Source organism: Psychrobacter cibarius (genome assembly GCF_904845955.1).
Taxonomy (GTDB): Bacteria; Pseudomonadota; Gammaproteobacteria; order Pseudomonadales; family Moraxellaceae; genus Psychrobacter; species Psychrobacter cibarius_B.
Window position 1 is genome coordinate 150,409 of sequence record NZ_CAJGYX010000005.1, and the last position, 19,453, is coordinate 169,861.

Annotated in this window: 16 protein-coding genes and 1 pseudogene; 14 read left to right on the forward strand and 3 right to left on the reverse strand. The window is 44.0% G+C overall.

Features of this window, described 5'->3' with window-relative positions:
* Positions 1-35: 35 nt before the first annotated feature.
* The 4 genes from JMV76_RS11005 to JMV76_RS11020 all read left to right on the forward strand — a co-directional run bounded on the left by JMV76_RS11005 (position 36) and on the right by JMV76_RS11020 (position 4,352).
* Positions 36-1,085, forward strand: coding sequence for a siderophore ABC transporter substrate-binding protein (locus JMV76_RS11005; RefSeq protein WP_201502714.1), 1,050 nt, complete (start codon positions 36-38; stop codon positions 1,083-1,085).
* Positions 1,086-1,202: 117 nt separating this feature from the next.
* Positions 1,203-2,303 carry an ABC transporter permease gene (locus JMV76_RS11010; protein ID WP_265090295.1) on the forward strand — a complete coding sequence of 367 codons (1,101 nt, stop codon included), beginning with the start codon at positions 1,203-1,205 and terminating at the stop codon, positions 2,301-2,303.
* A 116-nt stretch (positions 2,304-2,419) separates the two neighbouring features.
* The gene (locus JMV76_RS11015) at positions 2,420-3,481 is read left to right on the forward strand and encodes an iron chelate uptake ABC transporter family permease subunit (protein ID WP_201502715.1); all 1,062 of its coding nucleotides are present in this window, start codon (positions 2,420-2,422) and stop codon (positions 3,479-3,481) included.
* A gap of 100 nt (positions 3,482-3,581) precedes the next feature.
* Positions 3,582-4,352: an iron ABC transporter ATP-binding protein gene (locus JMV76_RS11020; protein ID WP_201502716.1), complete on the forward strand. Its 771-nt coding sequence runs from the start codon at positions 3,582-3,584 to the stop codon at positions 4,350-4,352.
* Positions 4,353-4,845: 493 nt separating this feature from the next.
* Here JMV76_RS11020 and JMV76_RS11025 read toward each other — a convergent pair.
* Together JMV76_RS11025 and JMV76_RS11030 are read right to left on the reverse strand one after the other, a co-directional pair.
* A pseudogene (locus tag JMV76_RS11025) lies at positions 4,846-6,276 on the reverse strand (PepSY-associated TM helix domain-containing protein).
* 131 nt (positions 6,277-6,407) lie between these two features.
* A complete protein-coding gene (locus tag JMV76_RS11030) occupies positions 6,408-8,477 on the reverse strand; it encodes a TonB-dependent receptor domain-containing protein (protein WP_201502717.1) in 2,070 nt (689 codons plus the stop codon).
* Positions 8,478-9,133: 656 nt separating this feature from the next.
* Here JMV76_RS11030 and JMV76_RS11035 point away from each other — a divergent pair.
* Positions 9,134-10,543: a uracil-xanthine permease family protein gene (locus JMV76_RS11035; RefSeq protein WP_055124608.1), complete on the forward strand. Its 1,410-nt coding sequence runs from the start codon at positions 9,134-9,136 to the stop codon at positions 10,541-10,543.
* A 150-nt stretch (positions 10,544-10,693) separates the two neighbouring features.
* Here JMV76_RS11035 and JMV76_RS11040 read toward each other — a convergent pair whose 3' ends face one another.
* Positions 10,694-11,359, reverse strand: a complete 666-nt coding sequence (locus JMV76_RS11040; protein WP_055124609.1) for a TetR/AcrR family transcriptional regulator — start codon at positions 11,357-11,359, stop codon at positions 10,694-10,696.
* Positions 11,360-11,613: 254 nt separating this feature from the next.
* On the opposite strand from JMV76_RS11040, the gene uraD reads away from it, so the two are divergent.
* From uraD to JMV76_RS11085, 9 genes are all read left to right on the forward strand, one after another.
* Positions 11,614-12,135, forward strand: coding sequence for a 2-oxo-4-hydroxy-4-carboxy-5-ureidoimidazoline decarboxylase (gene uraD, locus JMV76_RS11045; protein ID WP_201502718.1), 522 nt, complete (start codon positions 11,614-11,616; stop codon positions 12,133-12,135).
* A gap of 42 nt (positions 12,136-12,177) precedes the next feature.
* A complete protein-coding gene (gene uraH, locus JMV76_RS11050) occupies positions 12,178-12,546 on the forward strand; it encodes a hydroxyisourate hydrolase (protein ID WP_201502719.1) in 369 nt (122 codons plus the stop codon).
* 113 nt (positions 12,547-12,659) lie between these two features.
* Positions 12,660-13,985: a urate hydroxylase PuuD gene (locus JMV76_RS11055; RefSeq protein WP_201502720.1), complete on the forward strand. Its 1,326-nt coding sequence runs from the start codon at positions 12,660-12,662 to the stop codon at positions 13,983-13,985.
* A gap of 111 nt (positions 13,986-14,096) precedes the next feature.
* Positions 14,097-15,077 (forward strand): allantoinase PuuE, encoded by a 981-nt coding sequence (gene puuE / locus JMV76_RS11060; RefSeq protein ID WP_201502721.1) that lies wholly within the window; start codon positions 14,097-14,099, stop codon positions 15,075-15,077.
* 55 nt (positions 15,078-15,132) lie between these two features.
* Entirely contained in the window at positions 15,133-15,969 is an 837-nt protein-coding gene (locus JMV76_RS11065) for a bifunctional allantoicase/(S)-ureidoglycine aminohydrolase (RefSeq protein WP_201502722.1), read from the forward strand.
* 182 nt (positions 15,970-16,151) lie between these two features.
* Positions 16,152-16,700: an ureidoglycolate lyase gene (locus JMV76_RS11070; RefSeq protein WP_227676499.1), complete on the forward strand. Its 549-nt coding sequence runs from the start codon at positions 16,152-16,154 to the stop codon at positions 16,698-16,700.
* 241 nt (positions 16,701-16,941) lie between these two features.
* Complete coding sequence (locus tag JMV76_RS11075; protein WP_193008648.1) at positions 16,942-17,217, forward strand: Trp family transcriptional regulator; 276 nt, start codon at positions 16,942-16,944, stop codon at positions 17,215-17,217.
* Positions 17,218-17,329: 112 nt separating this feature from the next.
* Positions 17,330-18,748, forward strand: a complete 1,419-nt coding sequence (locus JMV76_RS11080; protein ID WP_201502723.1) for an anthranilate synthase component I family protein — start codon at positions 17,330-17,332, stop codon at positions 18,746-18,748.
* 33 nt (positions 18,749-18,781) lie between these two features.
* A complete protein-coding gene (locus JMV76_RS11085) occupies positions 18,782-19,429 on the forward strand; it encodes an anthranilate synthase component II (RefSeq protein WP_201502724.1) in 648 nt (215 codons plus the stop codon).
* The last annotated feature ends 24 nt before the right edge of the window (positions 19,430-19,453 follow it).

Here is a 19,453-nt window from a genome sequence, read left to right on the forward strand (position 1 = left end):
TCCTTTGTCCAACCAGCTGATATACCGAGTTATTTATGTCTATTACTTTATTGCCTAACCGCTCTACTCCTTTTTTCAAACGCCCTTTACTGACTGCTATGGTGACCGCTCTGGTTGCTACGATCAGTGTGACAGGTTGTAGCTCACCTGAATCTAACGACTCCGAGCCCGCTGACGCTAAAACTGAAAATCAAACAGCAGATCATGCCTCGAATGTCGCTAATAACGATGCGGTCTCTGTTGAAAAAATCACGGTCGACACGGTAAAAGGTAATGTCGACTTGGCAATGAATCCATCACCGTTGGTGGTCTATGATATGACGTTGATGCAGGATTTGGCTGCGCTTGATGTTGCTGTCGATGGTATGCCAAGCGGTCTAAAATTAGACAATTTACAGTCTAAGACACAGCCTGAACCAAAAACTGTCGGCACCGTATTTGAGCCAGATCTTGAGGCGTTGAACGCGATGCAGCCGCAAGCTATCTTGGTCGGCTCACGCATGGCAGAAAAATATGATGCGCTGTCCAGTATTGCGCCAACGCTCGACATGACGATTGATACCGCAAATATCTATGCATCGAGCAAGCAGCGTTTGCATGATTTGGGTGCATTGTTCGGTAAAAGTGCTCAAGCAGCGAAACTGCAAGGCAATATTGACGGGCTCATTGATGAGACCAAAACATTAACCAAAGATAAAGGTAAAGGCTTAGTGGTCATGGTCAATGGCAATAAGCTATCTGCCTACGGCGACAAATCCCGCTACGGTTTTATCCATACCGTGCTGGATATTCCAATGGCAGATGACCAAATCGCCGATGCGCGCCACGGTCAGCCAATCTCGTTTGAATACATACAAAAAACCAATCCAGACTGGTTATTCGTCGTCGATCGCAGCGCCGCCATTGGTGAAGATGGCGCGGGTGCCAAAGCCGTATTGGACAACCCATTGGTCGCGCAAACCAACGCATGGAGTAACAATCAAGTGGTTTACCTTAGCCCAGACTCATACCTTGCCTTTGGCGGTTATTATCAATGGATGCAGGATTTGACGACCATTAAAGAGGCTTTTGCTAACGCTAAATAAAGAATGCGTTAAATAAGCAATATGCTACACAAGCAACATGTTAAATAAGCGTCATTCGTTTTTAGGCAACTGTCATCACTGTCAGTTGCCAACCCTCACTTTAAGCCAGTAGCTGATATGCCGTTATTTTCCTCTCGTGCGCAGACCAGCGTTAAAGCCCGCCCTACTTTACCAGCCGCATCAACGAGTTGGCAAAAAAGTGCAAGTTGTGGTCTAAGTTCTAAAAATCGCCGTGCTTCTATACCGCCGTGGGTCATCAACACAGGCAGCCTCATTATTATGGGGCTTTTGGTGTTATTAAGCTTATCAATTGGGGTCGCTGATTTTTCATGGTCAGGTATATTTCACAGCCTTATCAACCATAGCGCCAACTCCGACAGCTCACTGCTACTGGTCAGTCGCCTACCGCGTACCATCGCTATTATCTTGACCGGTGTTTCCATGGCAGTTGCTGGGATGATTATTCAAGTGGTGCTCAAGAACCGCTTCGTTGAGCCATCGATGGTCGGTGCAACTCAAAGCGCCGCACTGGGATTATTGGTGGTTAGCCTGCTATTTCCAGCAAGTGCGCTCATTGTTAAAATGGGTGTGGCTACCATCGCCGCGGTATTTGGCATGATGCTGTTTATGCTGCTGATCCACCGCATTCCGCCGACGGATTTTTTAATGATCCCGCTAATTGGTATCGTCTTCGGTGGCATTATCGAGGCAATGACCACCTTTATCGCCTATCAAACTGAATCATTACAGATGCTCAGCGTTTGGCAGTTTGGTGATTTCTCTGGCGTCTTAGCAGGTCGTTACGAGCTGCTATGGCTGACAGGCGGACTGTGCGTGCTGGCGTATATCATTGCTGACAAGCTGACCATCGTCGGTTTGGGTGACAATATCGCGCTCAATTTAGGCATCAGCAAACGACAAGTAACATGGGTTGGCGTTGGTATGGTGGCGATGATGAGTGCAGTTGTCGTTGTAACTGTTGGCATGATTCCTTTTATTGGTTTGGTCGTGCCTAATATCGTCAGCCGATTGATGGGGGATAAATTGCGCCGTAGCTTACCAGCGGTGGCATTATTGGGCGCTTCGGCAGTGCTATTGTGCGATATTATTGGACGCTCGATTCGCTATCCATTTGAAGTGCCTGTGGCAACGGTTTTCGGAGTCGTTGGTACGGTACTGTTTTTATGGCTATTATTACGTGCACCTGCTGAACAATAAAATAATTCGCCATAAAGTTTTTTATTCATAATGACTGATTAAAACTCTTTGCCTCTTCTCTCTCTTTTATCGTTGTTTTGTCTGATTAGATAAGCCTAGCACTATAGGATTTACGCATGTTTTCACCGTCTAAGCCTAGCGCCACAGCCAATAACACTATAGATGACAGTGCTTCAGTAAATAACGACAAAACTACTTTTGGACAAAGTTGTCTTGCGCGACTCTGGACATTTATAGTCAATCACCCAAAATCCATTGCCGCTATCATATTGCTGATCTCAACCATCCTATTTTTGACAGTCAATGTCAACGGCCATTGGGACTTTGCGCTACCGCTGCGAGGTAAGAAATTACTGGCGTTAATGGTCGTCGGTTATGCGATTGGTGTATCGACCTTATTGTTTCAAACCTTGACCCACAACCCTATCCTGACGCCGTCATTGCTGGGCTTTGACTCGCTATACGTTTTATTACAAAGCCTGTTGGTTTTCTTTTTGGGTGCAATAAGTTTTACCGGTATCAATCCTCTTGCCAAATTCACCCTTGAAATTGTTTTAATGTTTGGCGCGTCATTATTATTATTTAAGCTGCTGTTTTCAAAAAGCAGTCAAGATTTGACACGACTAATATTGGTGGGCGTTATCTTTGGGGTCTTGTTTCGCAGCTTATCAGCCCTGATTGCCAGATTGATCAATCCTGATGATTTCGTCGTCGTGCAATCTGCCAGTTACGCGCAATTTAATACGGTCAATCCGCAGCTGCTTGGTATCAGCATTGTTATCTGTGCCATTAGCGCGCTATTTATCTGGCGCTGGCGTTATCAATGTGACGTATTGATGCTTGGCAAATCACAAGCCATTAACCTCGGTATCAACTATCAACGCCTAGCGTTTGGACTATTAACGGTCATTGCGGTATTAGTCGCCACGGCAACCTCATTGGTCGGTCCAGTGACTTTCTTTGGGCTGTTGGTTTGTGCGCTAACCAATCGTATCGCTCGCCATATGTATCACAGCGAACGCCTGATATTAGTCAGCTTGGTGGCGATGATTTGCTTGGTACTCGGTCAGACGATATTTGAGCAACTATTGGGCATGGCGGGTGTGCTATCGGTGGTGATTGAATTGGCTGGTGGCTTGGTATTCTTAATATTGATTTTTATGACTCAGCGTCGTTAATATCGCGCTTATTTAATAATCACTGACCTAGTAGCCTATCATCTAAAAACCATTGATATAGTAATGAAAAATCAGACCCTTTGTAAAAATAAGAACCATTATGATTAAACTCAATAATATCTCGCACCATATTGGCAAACAGCAAATTCTTCATAACATTACATTGTCATTACCAAGCGCCCAAGTGATTGCCCTGATTGGTCCCAATGGCGCTGGTAAATCTACTTTATTTTCGGTCATGGCACGCTTGCAACCGCTACAGTCGGGACAGGTCAGTTTCGCTGTAGATAATGAGGAACGTGATATTGTTAGCTGTCATGCGCGAACCTTGTCCAAAACTGTGGCGATGCTTGGACAAGACAACCAAGTACAAGGGCGATTGCGCGTGCATGAGCTGCTGATGTTTGGGCGCTATCCTTATCATCAAGGGCAACCGACGGCTGATGATCAGCAAAAAGTGCAAGAAATTATCGAACGTTTTGAGCTTGCGCCGTTAGCCGAGCGTTTTTTATCGACACTATCAGGTGGTCAGCGTCAGCGGGTCTTAATTGCGATGATTGTTTGCCAAGATACGCCGTATTTGTTGCTCGATGAGCCGCTGAATAATTTGGATATGTACCATGCTGGTCGCCTGATGCGTGAGCTGCGCGAGTTAAGCCATACTCAGCAAAAAACCGTGGTCATCGTGCTGCACGATATCAATCAAGCCGCGCAGTTCGCCGATACCGTGGTCACTATGAAAGAGGGTCAGGTGATGGCTGTCGGTCAACCTGCAGAGGTCATTACCCAAACAACCATGAAGGATCTGTATAACGTCGATGTTACCGTGCTCAGTCATCAAGGTCGCCCAGTGATTGTCGATGCGGTTTAAGTACAGAGCTTTGCAAACAATAAAAGGAATTGTTGATGCATAAAATCCTATTGAATCATCGATGGATAAATTACAGAAACTTATCTCTATTAATTTTAATCATTAGCTTTTGTCTATGCATTTATTACGCTGTGAATAAAGAGATAGCAGATACCCTGTTTTGGTTAGGCATGACTTTGTATGTTCTAAGATTATTGGTTATTCCGATGGATTTTACTCAAAATACTGCTTCAGTAGATTATACAAAAAACTTTGACGAAAACAACAGATGGCATAGATGGGTAATGTTGGGTGAAAAATTTGCTTTTTTGATATTTACCGTTGGGATAGCCTACAGTATATTTTTGCAATTAAAGCTTTAGTTAGCGACCTTAATAAATACTATCAAAGATAGCTGTACTCTGTAATATTGACGTTACCACCTTGACCTCTGAAGGTTGCATCATCATTATTATGGATATGGTTTAAGTACAGCATATCTTATAGTTGCTCTTTAATGGCTGGTTTCGCGTAATCGCTTCAAAGAGTTGTCTTTAACCGTCAATTTTTGCCTTTGCTTTAAACGACTTTGACGCCCTTTGACCCATAAATACACACCTGTGCCAGATAAGACCGCCACGGCTAACCCCGTCAATGCTAAAAATATTTGATACAACAAATGACCTACGCCATGGCTGATATGACCCATGTGTAGCGTTGCCATCCATTGATCAGCTTGATTACCAAATGAGCTTTGATACCCAAAATTAACACGCTCGACATTGCCTGTTGCGGCGTCAACCGTGATAGATGACGCACCGCCTTTTTTACCGATATCTTTATTGGTTTTAAAGCGCATTTGCCATTGATTGTCCTCTTCTACCCAACGCACTCCCAATAGCTGCTGGACGCTGACGCCATTTTTTTGCGCGGCTATCTCTGCCTGCCTGCTTAAATAAGCGATGCTATTAGCCTTATCTACACTATTACCGCTATTGGTCTTAGTGCTATTATTATTAATAGTCGCCTCATCACTACTAGATTCAGTATTTATCGCAGGCTTATTTTGTTTCTTTCCTTTGCCTTCATCTCTACCTTCAAGTCCTACTAGCGCTTGCATTGCAGGCTGATATATCGGTTTTAAATTAAAACCAACACTCGACCATGCAATGACAAACAACATGAGCCATAACCATAAGCCAAACGCATGATGCAAGTCATAATTGAGTTTAAAAGCATTGGTTTTACGGCGGATTTTCCAAGCAGGTAGCCAGCGTTTAAAAAATGAAGCGCGAGGTTTGCCAGATGGTTTTCTCAATGCGGCTTGTTGAGATTTATTGGCGCTAACTGCTCTTGGAAAGGTTAAATAAAAGCCGATGAAACAATTAATCGTCCAAATTAAAGACACGATACCCAGTATTAATTTGCCGATATCACCTAGCAATAAATCACGGTGTAATCAGAATACCTTGTACATCGTATTGCGCCATGCCCACACCTCTTTATCACGTGTACCGATGATTTCACTCGTAAAGGGATCGACATATACCTCTTGAAATGGGGCTTTAGGAGCATTATCTGCTGCCTGACCTCGCGTTCTATCTACCGAAAAAACGGCTGATTTGTTCAGCTCTACTGATGTTGGCATACTAGAAAATTGATACTGTGGATAAGCGCTGATAACAGCATCATGCAGTGTGGCGATCGGTAGTGGCGGCTTGTGTTGCGCCTCAATATTTGCCAGCTTGTGATTGAACACATCATCCAGCTCATCATGAAACGCCAATAGCGTGCCCGTAATACCAGCAATGATCAAAAGAGCTGCCATCGCAAGCCCAGTATAACGATGAATCCATAAACAGCTCTGACGCAACGTAGGGGGAAATGAAGTCATTAGTATTGGTTTTTTATTCATCGTTTCTTTATTCATCGTTTCTTTATTCATTGGTTACTTTGATTGGTATTCAAAAAAAGTTGTAATTGCTATCACATGCTTCATCATTTACTGACCATAAAAAAGCCAGCTATCCTATACAGACAGCTGGCTCTTTCATCTATTATCAAGTGACAATAAGATTAGAACTGATATGTCAATGACGCTTTAATATTACGACCTTTCTCAAAGTCAGTAGCAACATCATCAATCGGATTTAGACGAGATGAGTGGCTCGCATAAGCTTCATCAAAAAGATTGTAAACGCCAAGCGTGGCTTTTAATCCATCAACTTGTTTTGGCGAATAGTTCATAAAGATATCATGAACATTATAGCTTGGTTTTTCAATCTCATTTTCAGACGTATTCGGCATCACTGAAGCAACATACGTACTGCGCCAGCCGATATCTGTGGTCTCTGTTGGGGCATAAGCCAGATTGACCATATATTTATCGCCTGATTCTGAGCTGCTTCCAGTCACTGAAGGAATGCTGTAGCCCGTTTTTTCACCTTTGCTGCGTGCGCGTGAATAGCTCAAACCCATACTAAAGTTATTCATTTTATAGTCGGCAGCGAGCTCAACCCCTTTAATTTTAAAATCTTCATCTTTATTGATGACACCTTGGCATTCACCACCTAATTGTCCAGTGACACAGTCTAAGCCAACGCGAGTTCCGCCGGAACGAACAAATTCGATATAGTTTTCGATATCAGTTTCAAAGTACTTACCGCTTAGTTGTAGTGCATCACCGGCTACCGTTAGGTCGCGTAACGTTGTAACGATACCTACTTCAGCGTTAGACCCTTCTTCTGCTTTTAAGTCATTATTAACGTACGTTTTGTCACCATTTGAATTAAAAATGGTTTGGCTTAAGTCAGGACCATTAAATAACTGCGTGTAGCTTGCAAATACTTGCGTCAATGGTGCAATCTCATAGCTTGCGGCAAGTGCACCAACGACATTATCATAGGTTTTACCACCAGAGATAAACTCAGGAGATTTGTAGCGGTCATAACGCACACCAGGTGTTAAAGTGAGCTTACCATTTTTCCATTGGTCTTCTAGATATACTGATGTATTGGTTGCCTCGTCTGACCCTGCTTTGACGAAGTCGCGCTCCATCTCCGACTCTTTTTTGTAATGCTCAATCCCAGAGATAAGCTTGTGTGTGCCAACATTCGTAGCAATGTCACTGGTGTTTTGGATTTTTGCGCCTGTGGTTTGAACTTCAGCGTTAAAATCAAAACCTGGATCATTGATATAATCAGAATCGCGCAAAATGCGGGTTTTGGTTTGATACACGTTGGTATCTACATCAATCAGTGGGTTGCTAGGATTAAAGCTATAATCAATACCATAAGTATCGCGCTTCACCTGTTGCGGAATTGGAGGCTCAGAGCGGCTAGGGAAGTCTGGACGGAATGGGAAAATACCCTTCTTTTCAGTTTGGCTGAAATTTGCGCCAATATGATGGTCATCCGCAATATAAGCACCCGCCTTTAATAAGATGCTTTCAGTTTTACTGTCTTCAAACAGCTCACGACCGTTACCATCTTCGCCAGAATCGCTATCACGCTTGCCATAGTAAGCCAGTAAGTCAACATTGTCCGTTGGTGCGGCATATACAGTCGTTGACGTTAGTAGCTCGTCATTATTACTGGCATAGCCTGCGTGAACTTTCGCTCCTATTCTTTGACCCGGTTTCAGCAAATCCACTGCATCAACGGTTTTAAAAGCCACCGCCCCGCCAATCGCATCGTTACCTAGCGTGACAGAATTGTTGCCAACTGCCACATCCGCTTGCTTAAGCAAGTCAGGGTCAATAGTAATGTCACCCATATGATAAAAAAGTTTGCCTTCTTGACGCGCCCCATCGATAGTGACTTTTAGGTTGCTGTCTTCAAGACCACGAATACGAATACGCTGATTGACCGCAGAGGTACCACCTACCGTAACTCCAGGAACGACATTCAAAAAATCGCTTAAATGGCTGGCTTGCTGCGCTGGCGTATAGTCTTCTATGTAAACAGAATCGGTTTGCACTTTATCACGTACTGAGCTATTGGCTGTCACCGTAATGGTCTGCAACGTGGTGCTTGGCATGTCTTCTGCAGGTGCTGCACTGACTGCTTGTGACCATAATACCGCTGCCACGCCCATGGACAATACCGTCATTTGACTAGATAGTTTTGATAACTTTACTTCACGCATAACACACTCACCTTATGGACTATCACAAATTAGAATTTTTAAGAGCTATTTACTGTTGAGCACAGCTTGTGGCAGTTGCACCGCTTATTGTTGAAAACCATTTTTTAGACGATTGGAGTCTTGACAAAGCCAAAGTCTTTCATACGAATAACAATGTTAATGATAATTGTTAGCATTTAAATAATGAGAGGCATAATAACGAAGTATTAACAATTTGGCAATAATTAATGCGAGAAATTTAATATTAAAAAATAGCGCTAAATCTGGCTGACTTATTCCGTTTTGTTGCTTACTGTTTTTAGACGAGTAAAAATAGCCAGCAAACCAAATCCACTGCGCTATGTTCTTCTAATAGACTGTTATTATTTAAGAAATAAAGCCATCAACATGAAAAAAAACGTTGCAATAGCCAACCCTTTCACTATACCCTTAGATAGTTGACCAATTAGTCAGGTTTAAACCTACGACTATTAATCATATTGATAAATAATAGCTAGCTGCTGATATTTATTAGCACAAGGATAAGTGCGACTCTTTGTGAGACAACTAAGCAATATGAAGATAAACGGTGTGTCGATATCCATCTCTAAACTCATCACACTGCTTAGCTCTCTCCACAGAGCTTGGACTAAAAGTCACTTTAGGAGGAAGCCAAGATGAGCGAACACATTCAAGGGAACCCCGATTTACTATACGGATTGCATGACCGTCCTACCCCTACAAAAGCCTTTTTGGGCGCAGTACAACACGTACTTGCCAGCTTTGTCGGTATTATCACCCCTTCATTAATCATAGGCGGCGTCTTGGGTTTGGGGGAACATATCCCTTATCTCATCAGCATGTCATTGATGGTATCAGGGGTCGCTACCTTTATTCAGACGCATAAAGTTGGACCAGTAGGTTCCGGTCTTATGGCGTTACAAGGAACCAGTTTTGGCTTCTTGGCCGCGGTATTGGCGGCAGGTTTTGTGGTAAAAAACAAAGGCGGGAGTCCGGAGGAGATTCTCTCTGTTATCTTTGGCGTCTCCTTTCTTGGTGCCTTCGTTGAGATTTTCTTAAGTCAATTTATTACCAGACTCAAATCTCTGATGAGCCCTATCGTGACGGGTTGTGTGATTGTGACCATCGGTCTGTCATTAACCAAGGTTGGTCTGACGGATTTGGCAGGCGGCGTGGGCGCTGAAGATTTCGGGAGTATACAGAATTTGCTGCTCGGTGGCGGAGTCTTGGTCAGTGTGGTATTGATTAGTATTGTTAATAATAAAGTCATTCGCTCCAGTGCTATTTTTATAGGGCTGATGCTTGGTCTGATCGCAGCCATTCTTATGGGACGCATTGATTTCTCTTTGGTCTCTGATGCCCCTATCTTTACGCTACCTGTGCCATTCAAGTTTGGCTTTGGGTTTGATTGGCAGGCTTTTATTCCTATCGCCTTTATGTATGTCATTACCAGTATTGAAACCTCTGGTGATTTGACGGCGACTTCGATGATATCGGGCGAACCTATCAAAGGACCTCTATACGAGAAACGCATTAAAGGTGGCGTATTGGGAGACGGTGTCAACTCATTAATTGCGGCGGTGTTTAATACTTTCCCAGTGACGACTTTTAGCCAAAACAACGGCGTTATTCAGATGACTGGTATTGCCAGTCGCTATGTGGGCTTCTATGTTGGGGCTATCTTATTCACTATGGGGCTATTCCCTATTTTGGGTGCTATCTTTACCCAATTGCCAAAACCAGTCGTTGGCGGTGTGACGTTATTGATGTTTGCAACGGTAGCGACCGCTGGTATTCGCATCCTATCAACCGTCAACTTTACCCATCGCAATATCTTAATCATTGCCACTTCGCTAGGTCTGTCTATGGGCGTGGCTTTTGTTCCTGATGTATTCGCACAGGCGCCGCAGCTTTTCCGTAATATCTTTGGGTCAGCAGTTACTATGTCAGGTATTGTGGCCATTACTCTCGATATGATTTTGCCCAAAAACTACGGTGTCGAATTTGATACAGTAGAACAGCATCTGGATGACGGTCTAAAACCTCTTAGACAAAAGGCTTCTTAAACGTACGTTAGGATAGTCAAATTCTTTACCAATCAGCATTGCTGTTCTGGTTCTGCACATTGACTCTTTTAGCGCGCCTTAATACGAAAACATTCATAATGCTTTCGTATTAATGGCATGTTATAGACGTAAAATAATAATACATAAGCATTACTCAAGACCACAGCCACGCAAAATAAACGGCACTAAAAAGTCTGCCGCCCGCGCTTCATCCTGCTGATCGTACTCACTCTTTTCCATCAAACCGACAATTTCTGTCTCAAATTCCGCATATCGCTGCGTCGTTGCCCAAATCAAAATCAATAGCTGTAAAGGGTCAGCGATGCCAATTTTGCCTTGCTCATGCCAAGTTTTCATCACTTGCGCCTTGTCTAGCGCCCACGCCTTCATGGTCGCCGACATAAATTCATGCAGGTGCGGGGCACCGCCGATGACTTCCAGCGCAAACAATTTATGGCGATTGGGATGAGCAAACGCTTGATGCAATTTGGTACGGACAAACTTTTCGATGACCGTTTTAGGGTCACTATCGACACTCATAGCGACCAAGCCATCGTTCCACTCTTGAATAATAGAATGCAGCACTGCTTGGTACAGATTTTTTTTATTCTTAAAATAGTAATGCACGTTGGCTTTTGGCAGCTCGGCTCTATCGGCAATACCTTGCATCGTCGCACCGCGAAAACCTTGCAGCACGAACTCCTCTTCTGCCGCCGCCAAAATGACGGTTTGATTGTGGGCGCGGATATCTTGCTGATTGCGCTGTACAGGCGCGTCAGACGCAGCTTGTGGTTCTATATCGTTATGTTGAGCCATGATAAATGTTACCTGTCATTATTGTGATGAATAAAGAGCCATATCCCAGCCAATAACTGGATTCATATGCTAATTTTTATGAAATATCACCAGTCTAAATAAAATATTTGCATAAAGTAGTTGACCAAATGGTCAGGTTTAAGCAGAATAGCTCATAGTAAACCAATTATTATTCGATAAATACTACTTTAGCATGAGATGTTATCAAGAAATGTTACTCCACCGCTTTTGTCAGAAAAGAAAAGGATGTCATAGTGAAATTATCTTTACAGCAGTTTAATGAGCTCTCAACAACTGAGGCAATTTCACATCTATTGACCTGCTGTACCAGCACCCATTGGGCGCAGACTTTAGAAAAAAAACGTCCTTTTGCTGATATATCTACATTACTTGCTCATAGTGATGATGCTTGGGCACAAGCACAGACAGCAGAAGCCCAGTTACTAGAGGCTTTTGATGGTCATCCACAAATCGGTAACGTCGACTCGTTAAAAGAAAAATACCGCAACACTCAAGACAGTGCTGCCCATGAGCAGTCGGGTGCTAATGATGCCAATGACGAGGTGATTGAAGCTTTGGCACAAGGCAATCAAGACTACCTTGATAAATTTGGCTTTATCTTTATCGTATTTGCTACCGGTAAAAGCGCACAGCAAATGCTCGATTTATTGTTAGCACGCTTGCCCAATGATCGCGCTACTGAACTGGTCAATGCGGCGGCTGAGCAAAATAAAATCACCCGCTTACGTTTACAGAAACTGCTGAGTGACGCTTAAAGCATTCAGCCCATCTGACTCATTTATATAAAAGGAATTATTATGTCAGGTACTCTCTCATCGCATATTTTAGATACCCATCTGGGCAAACCAGCCGCTGGTATTGCCGTGACGCTAGATCGCGTAAGCGCAAATGGCGAGGCTTCTCTATTAGCCAATGGCGTCACCAATGCGGATGGACGCGTGGCACCAGATAGCTGGTCGTTTGACCCAACGATTGATATTGCTGAATATCACTTAGATGTTGGTCGTTATACCTTAACCTTTGATACGCAGTCTTATTTCGATGCACAAAATCTCACGGCTTTTTATCCACAAGTTGTCATCGATTTTATGATAAGTGATAACGGTCACTATCATGTACCGCTACTGCTTAGCGCACATGGCTACAGCACATATCGCGGCTCTTAGTTTTTGACATCACTATATAAAAACACATCATAAAAGAACGTCGCCATAGCAAAACGCGTCGAAAGATTGAAAAAAGCTGAACAAAAGAAAATTGTAAAAAGGACATTTGCAACATGGGCGCTTATTATCTCGATTGGTTTAACTTATTTTTTCGCTGGTTCCACGTCATCGCTGGCGTGGCATGGATTGGTGCGTCTTTTTACTTTGTTTGGCTAGATCTTAGTTTACGTAAACCACCACAGTGGAAGGCTGACAAAGGCATTTCAGGCGACCTATGGGCGGTACATGGTGGCGGCTTTTATGAAATTGCCAAATACAAGCTTGAACCCGAAGAGATGCCAAAGACCCTGCACTGGTTTAAATGGGAAGCTTATACTACTTGGCTGACGGGTATGGCGATGCTCTCTATCGTCTATTATGCCAATGCGACTGCCTACTTGATTGATCCCAGCAAAGTCGATTTTGGTAGTAGTATCGGTGCCATCTCGACCAGTTTGTTGTTTTTATTCGGCAGTTATTTCATTTATGAAGTGATTGTCCGCAGCCATTTAGGCAAAAACTCCTTCATTTTTAGCCCCATTATTTTTATCCTATTAATCATCGCCTGCTGGGGTTCTTACCAGCTATTTAGTGACCGTGCTTCGTTCATTCATATCGGTGCTATCTTAGGTACTGTGATGGCAGGTAATGTGTTCTTTGGCATCATGCCCGCTCAACGAGCGCTGGTAGAATGCGTGAGGCGTGGCGAAAAACCAGGCAAAGAAGTAGCGGACTTGGCACTACAAGCAAAAAACCGCTCGCTGATGAACAACTATTTTACCTTACCGCTGATCTTTACCATGATTAGTAACCATTATCCGATGATGTACTCTCATGCTCACGGCTGGTTAGTATTGGTATTTGTGGGTATCATCACGGCTATTGTACGTCACTATTTTAACCAAAAGCATTTAGACAATCATAAGCCGCGTTATTTGATCATCCCTGCTGTCTTAACTGTATTATTAATTATTTGGATGCGCCCAGAACCAATTGAGCCATTACCTATTGTCAATGCTGCAGTCGCTGCTGAAACGGCGACACCAAATAGTGTGCCACCAACAACTACTGATAGCGCAGTCGACGGTTCTAGTATAAGTAATGACGCTGTCTCAAATGAAAATATCACTGCCGACGTCGTGCCAGTAACTGCTTCTGCTGACGATGCCATTATGGATGTCGTGCACACGCGCTGTAGCACGTGCCATGCCGCTCAGCCTACTCAGCAAGGATTTGCCGCGCCGCCAGCTGGTATCATCTTGCAGACACCAACCGACATGAAAACTCATAAAGCAAAAATCGTCACTGCTGTACAAACAGGCTATATGCCACTGGGTAATCTCACAAAATTGACGGATGAAGAACGTCAGCAAATGGTGGCTTACGCATCGGGATTATAGATAAAGGTCGCAGATAAAGGTCGTAGATAAAATATTACATGGATCCAAAGTTACGCCTTATTTTGCTTTAGTTGACTTAAGTTGCTTTAAAATATTTAGGATATATTGACAATGAGTAAAAAAATAATCAGCGATTTCAATCAAGACGCCTACCCTCGCGACTTAAAAGGCTATGCTGACACGCCGCCAAAAGCCAACTGGCCAGGCGGCGCTAAAATCGCTGTACAGTTCGTCCTCAATATCGAAGAAGGCGCAGAAAATAGCGTGATTCATGGTGACGGTCAATCAGAGCGGTTTTTATCGGATGTCTTAGGTACGCCAGAATTTAACAATCGTCATCAGTCGATTGAGTCGGCATTTGAATATGGTAGCCGTGTGGGTGTTTGGCGAGTATTGGATACTTTTAAAGAATACGGTTTGCCTATTACGACCTTCACTTGCGCCGCTGCTGCCGAAAAAACGCCTCATATTATCGAGCGAGTATTAGAAGATGGGCACGAAATCGCCAGTCACGGTCTACGCTGGATTGCTTATCAAAATATGTACCGCGAGACCGAGCGCGAGCATGTGCGCCGTGCCACTGAAATATTCGAGAGCATGATCGGTGGTCAGCCGCTTGGTTGGTACACGGGACGAGATAGCCCGAATACTCGTGAGTTGGTCGCCGAACAAGGTGGCTATATTTATGACTCCGACTCTTACGCAGATGAGCTCCCTTACTGGCTCAATGTCAAAGTAGAAGACGGTAACAAAATCGCTCGTAAGCCGCATTTGGTCATTCCCTATACCTTAGAGACCAATGACATGCGCTTTGCCTCAAGCCCAGGCTTTACCAACGCCGAGCCTTTTTATCAATATTTAAAAGACAGCTTCGATACCTTATACGAGGAAGGCGCGCACACACCCAAGATGCTGACCATCGGTTTGCACTGCCGCATCATTGGTCGCGCCGGTCGCATCGTTGCCCTCAAAAAGTTTTTGCAATATATCACCAGCAAGCCCGATGTGTGGGTATGCCGCCGTGATGACATTGCCAAACACTGGTATAAAAACCATCCAGCCACAGCCGATAACACTGCAAACTGGATGTAACCATACGTTTAGACACAAATTTATTGCGGCACAACACCACTAAGGAACATCAACAATGTCAACAAAGAGTACTTATTACGCACCAACTGGCGGTTTGCCTCCACAAACACAACTATTATCAGATCGCGCTATCTTCACCGAAGCTTATGCCATTATTCCCAAACGTGTACTGACCGACATTGTTATTAGCTATCTGCCGTTTTGGACAGGTATGCGCATGTGGGTGCTTGCACGCCCACTTTCAGGTTTCTCTGAGACTTTTTCACAGTATATCGTCGAAGTTGTGCCTAACGGCGGCTCAGAAAAGCCTGAGCTAGATGCAAACGCTGAAGGGGTTATATTCATCGTTGAAGGCGAAATGGATATCACTATTGAAGGTGAGTCTCATCATCTTGAAGCTGGTGGCTATGCTTTCTTACCACCTAGCTGCAAATGGACGCTAAAAAACAATAGCGACAAGCATGTTAAATTCCATTGGATTCGTAAAGCTTATCAACACTGTGAAGGTATTGAGGTGCCTGAAGCGTTTGTAACCAGCGATCACGATGTTGAAGCGATTGAAATGCCGGGTACCGATGGCGTATGGGCAACCACCAGATTTACCGAGCAGTCTGATATGCGTCACGACATGCATGTGAATATTGTGACTTTCCAACCAGGTGGCGTGATTCCATTTGATGAAACTCATGTGATGGAACATGGTTTGTATGTCCTAGAAGGTAAAGCGGTCTATCACTTAAATGGTGAATGGGTAGAAGTTGAGGCAGGTGATTTTATGTGGCTACGCGCATTTTGCCCACAATCTTGTTACGCCGGCGGACCGGGTCCATTTAGATATTTACTATATAAAGACGTGAATCGTCATATGCCGTTTATTCGCCCAGCACGATAAGCCCTGCGCAATAAATAATAACCAGAACAACAAAGCATTCAGAACGATGAGCAATATAGCGGCATAATCGTTCATTCGAATATGTCATTTATTCCCAGATTTTGATTTAATTCGCGTACGGGCTTATGGCAAAGTGGCTCATAGCAATTATAAACAGTGATCACCAAAAGTAAGGCAAAGTCATGAGTACTCTTATGAAGACTACGATCGTTGCAAGACCTTTAACCAAAGCTGAGTTTGCGCCCTACGGTACCGTAATAGAACCCTATGACAAGGAAGCACAGACGCCTGAAAATAGCTACCATATCAATAAAGGCTATGCCTGCCGCCATCACGCCATCGCTGAAGCCAAACTTGACGGCGGCGATGTCGGCATGAGTATCTTCCGCGCCAAAAAGCGTGAATTTCCTATTGCCTTATCGGTCATGGAATATCATCCGTTTGGCACGCAAGCGTTCTTTTCGATGAATGGTCAGGATTATATCGTCATCGTTGCGCCTGCTGGTGCGCCGCCACAGTCTGCAGATGATTTGACCGTGTTTTATGTCCAATCTCATCAAGGTGTGCAATACGATGCCAATGTCTGGCATCATCCACTACTTGCCCTCGGTTGTGACTCTGATTTTTTGGTGATAGATCGTATCAATGGTGAAGGCAAAAACTGTTATGAGCTGGATATAGAGGATTGGCAGGTGCAAATTGAACTTGCCAGTGAGCACTCTTCCGTTTAATTAGGGTCTGTAAACGAGCTGTTAACCATTCATAAACATAAAGCCAGTTAATAAAAATTAGTTGGCTTTATGTTTATAAATGTAGGATCCATCCTATATAAATAATCATCTTCCAAAACACAGTGCCCATTTAACAGCAGTAGCAAAACATCTACATAGGCTACTTGCCTTTTATGTACTATCGTACTAGAATACTGAAACGAAGCAAGCTTCCCTTTTCTTTTCCATTAAGATGAATGTTATGAGCACAGACCCTTATCAAAGCTTATTAAGCCATTTAGCCAGTTGTCATGACAGCACCGCTATCGACCTACTATTCAGTGCGCTATTGACGGAAAAAGAGCAGCAGGAAATCGCCAATCGTATCCGCATTTTTGACTTGCTGGAGCGCGGTGTCACCCAGCGCGAGATATCTGAGCAGCTAGGTGTCGGTATCGCTACCGTCTCGCGCGGCGCCAAAGCCATGCAAGTTCACGATGTGAGTGCCTTACTAATTACTCATAGACATGACTCATAGAAAACATTCATAAAAGACACAGCTGAAAAGGCCGCTTAATTCATCAGAAACTAGAATTTTAATTTGTCTTACTTTTTATTTGATCAACCATTGAACCAATTTGGATATTGTTATGACCTCTCCTAACTCAAAACCTAACCAACCTGCTGCTATTGATATCCCTAGTAAACCACAGCGCATTAAACTCACGCAGGATATTGATTTCTTTGCGTTGTTTAAACGTATTGAGCGCGCTTTTGAGACCTGTTATCTGCTCGAATCATTGGGCGAAGATGGACATATGGCGCGTCATCATGCGATTGGTTTCGACCCCGTTATGACCATTGCTGCCATCGATCGTGCAACCCTCGCGATTACTGATAATAAAACTGCTGAAACCACTCATTATCAAACGGATAATCCTTACGAGCTACTGCGCAAAATTACGCCGCAGCACGTCATTGCTCGCGACCAAAGCGGTGGTCTTGTCGGTTATTTGGGTTACGACAGTGTCAATTTCTTTGAACCCAGTCTCAATGCTAAAACGAGCGATGACTTTGAACCGTTTAAATTTGGCGTATATTTGGATGGTCTAACGCTCGATAAGATGACCGGTGAGATTTTCTACTTTTACTATCCAACTGCGCAGCAAGAAAACCGCATCGAGCAAATCAAAACCCTACTTGATGCACCAATCCCACATTATCAGCCGCCGACGGTTGAGTTTTTGGGTGACGGCATGAGTCAAGAAGAGCACGCTAAAGCCGTCATGCAAGTCAAAGAAGACATCATCTCAGGGCGTATCTTTCAGTGTGAGGTAGGTTTTAAATCCAAATACCGTATTGCCGGCGATAAAATGCCCATTTATGAGAAATTGCGTTCGGTCAATCCCTCGCCGCACATGTATTTTATGAAATTTGCCCAGCAATGCATCATTGGAGCGTCACCAGAGCTGCTATTTCGCTTGCGTCAAGGTGAGATGGAAACCTATCCACTGGCAGGTACTGCCAAGCGCGGTGTCGATGTCATCGAAGACCGACAGCTTGCCCGTGCATTGCTCAACGATGCCAAAGAAATTGCTGAGCACAATATGCTAGTCGATTTGCATCGCAACGATATCGGCCGTGTGGCACAATTTGGTACGGTAAAAGTACGTAGCCTCATGGATATCAAACGCTTCTCTCATGTGCAACATATCTCTTCTGAGATCGTCGGAATCTTGCATCCTAATGAAGATATGTTTAGCGCCCTTGCCAGTAACTTCCCCGCTGGGACGTTGTCAGGCGCACCAAAAGTTGAAGCGATTAAAGTCATCAACGAGCTAGAACCAGATGGGCGCGGTGCTTATGGTGGTGCGCTTGGATCGTTTAATTTTAACGGTGATTGTATTTTTGCCATCCCTATTCGCAGCCTATTCATCAACGGCGAATCTGCCTATGCGCAAACCTGTGGCGGCAATGTCTATGACTCCAATCCTGCTGATGAATATCTAGAAATTCAGCGTAAATTGTCTGCCATGAAAGTGGTATTAGACAGTTTTATGAACCCGTAAATTGCTTATATTTTGCCAAAGAGTTGATAACCCATGAATGTTTTAATTATAGATAACTACGACTCGTTTACCTTTAATCTTTACCAATATATCGGCGAGATTTTGCAGACGATGGACGGCGATAAAGCCGCAAACGTCATTGTTAAACGTAATAATGAGATAACGTTAGCAGATGTACAGGCAATGAATCTTGACCGCATTATCATTTCACCGGGCCCTGGCGCTCCTGAAGATCCCGCCTACTTCGGTATTTGTGCCGAAGTAATTGAAGTCATGGGTAAGACGACGCCGCTATTGGGTGTATGCTTAGGTATGCAAGGGATTGCGCATGTGTTCGGCGGCGATGTAGTACGGGCGAGCGTGCCAATGCATGGCAAGGTATCCTCCATTCGCCATGATGGCGCGGGTGTCTATCAAGGCTTGCCACAAGAGATAGAAATCATGCGCTACCACTCATTGATGGTAAAAGCAGACACCTTACCAGATTGCTTGGCTGTCACAGCTGTCGTCGCCAATAATGCTCATGCTGAGTTCAGCCTAACCGAATCTGCGCTAGCAGGTGAGGAGATTATGGGACTACAGCATAAAGACTATCCCATTCAAGGTGTGCAGTTTCACCCAGAGTCATTTGCGACGGAAGGTGCCAAACGCTTGCTGACGAATTTTTTACTACAAGTATAAGTCTTGATGCTTAAGTTTGGGGGA